Consider the following 1577-nt stretch of genomic DNA (forward strand, 5'->3'; position numbering starts at 1 on the left):
TCGCGCCGCCCGGCGAGTCCGTCGAGGACCTCGACCGCGACGCCGTCTTCGAGGCGCTCCGCGGGAAGGTGCCGTACGCGAGCCTCGCCGACGCCGCCGACCTCCGGGCGGCCGCCGGCGACGAGGAGGCGACCGACGGCGACGAGCCGTCCGGGTCGGTCGCCCGCGTCGGCGACGGCGGCGCGGTGCGGAGCGGCGGGTCGGAGGACGGCTCCGCCGGGGCGTCGGTCCCGTCGGCGGCGTCGCCCGAGGTCGGGTCGCGGGACGGAGCGACCGAGCCCGACGACGCCGACGCGGCGGCCGAGCGGGACGACGACGGGACGCAGGCGAGCGTCGGCCCCGACGCGGACGCTGACGACGACCCCGCCGTGAACGCCGTCGACGAGGCCGACGCGGCGGTCGAGACCGACGAGGCCGACGACGAATCCGTTGGGGCCGACGAGGCCGACGAGGCCGACGCGACCGCCGACTCCGACGAGCCCGACGAAGCGCGGTCGATCGCGGCGCACGTCTCCGAGGTCGTCGACGAGGGGACCGGTCGGGCGCGGCTCCTCGGCGACGAGTTCGACGTGTTAGACGAGGTCGAGGCCGCGGACGCGTTCGACGCGGTCGAGGGCGCCGACGCCGCGCCGCACGCAGTCGTCGTCGACGGCACCGTCGATCAGCGGCTGCTCGACGTGGCGGCCCAGCGCGGGGTCGGGGACGTCGTCGGGCGCGACCTCGGCGAGTTCGTGAAGCGGCCGGTCGGAACGCGCGTCCTCGCCGCGGACGACGTCTGGGCCGGAAGCTGACGATACGGCGCGGTCGTCGTCGTTTATTTATAAATAGCTGCTCGCGGAGCGGCGGCGAACACCGCCAAAGCCCCAGCCGTGCGGTGGCCGCACGCTCGCTGTGCTCCTCGTCGCTCGTTTCACTCGCTCCTGCGGTGCTTGCGTCGCCTGCGGCCACCGCACGGCTGCCCCTTTGAGTCCCGGCCCGCACAGCAACCGCACCTCACACCTCCCCAACCTCGTCAGTCGCCGTCGCTTCGCTCCGCCGACTGACTCCCTCGCGCGTGCTCCTCGCGGCCGCCTTCGGCGGCCACTCGGAGGCACGCGCCACCGCACTGTCTATTTATAAAGAGACGGCGTAAGAATCGGCTCGCGACTCAGCGGAGACGCCTCAGTGCTCGCCGCCGGTGCCGCGCCGGTCGGAGTCGAGGTCGATGTCGAGGTCGTCGAGCAGCTCCTCTGCCTCCTCGCGCTTCTCCTGGTGGTCTTCGAGGAACTCGCGCATGAGCTCCGCGGCCTGCTCCTTACAGCCGCCACAGAGGCGCTCGCCGTTGACGCACTCGGAGTAGACTTCCTTCGTCAGCTCGTCGTCGTCGCCCGCGAGCAGGTAGGCGTACAGCTCGTAGACGGGGCACTCGTCGGCCTCGCCGCCGAGTTCGCGCTGCTCGTCGGCGGTGTCGCGGCCCCCCGTTGTGGCGGCCTTCACCTTGTCGTAGCCGTCTTCGGGGTCGTCGAGCAGCGAGATGTGGCTCGCGGGGATCGACGAGGACATCTTCCCGCCGGTGAGCCCGGTCATGAACCGGTGGT

Annotated in this window: 2 pseudogenes; one reads left to right on the top strand and one right to left on the bottom strand. The window is 72.7% G+C overall.

The annotated features are described in order from the left end of the window. A pseudogene (locus B9G38_RS18110) lies at positions 1-791 on the top strand (DNA primase); the annotation flags it as partial. Positions 792-1161: 370 nt separating this feature from the next. Here the strand turns inward: B9G38_RS18110 and B9G38_RS17140 are convergent. Beyond that, positions 1162-1577 (bottom strand): annotated as a pseudogene (locus B9G38_RS17140) (tryptophan--tRNA ligase); the annotation flags it as partial.

It is taken from the genome of Halorubrum sp. SD612 (assembly GCF_002135005.1).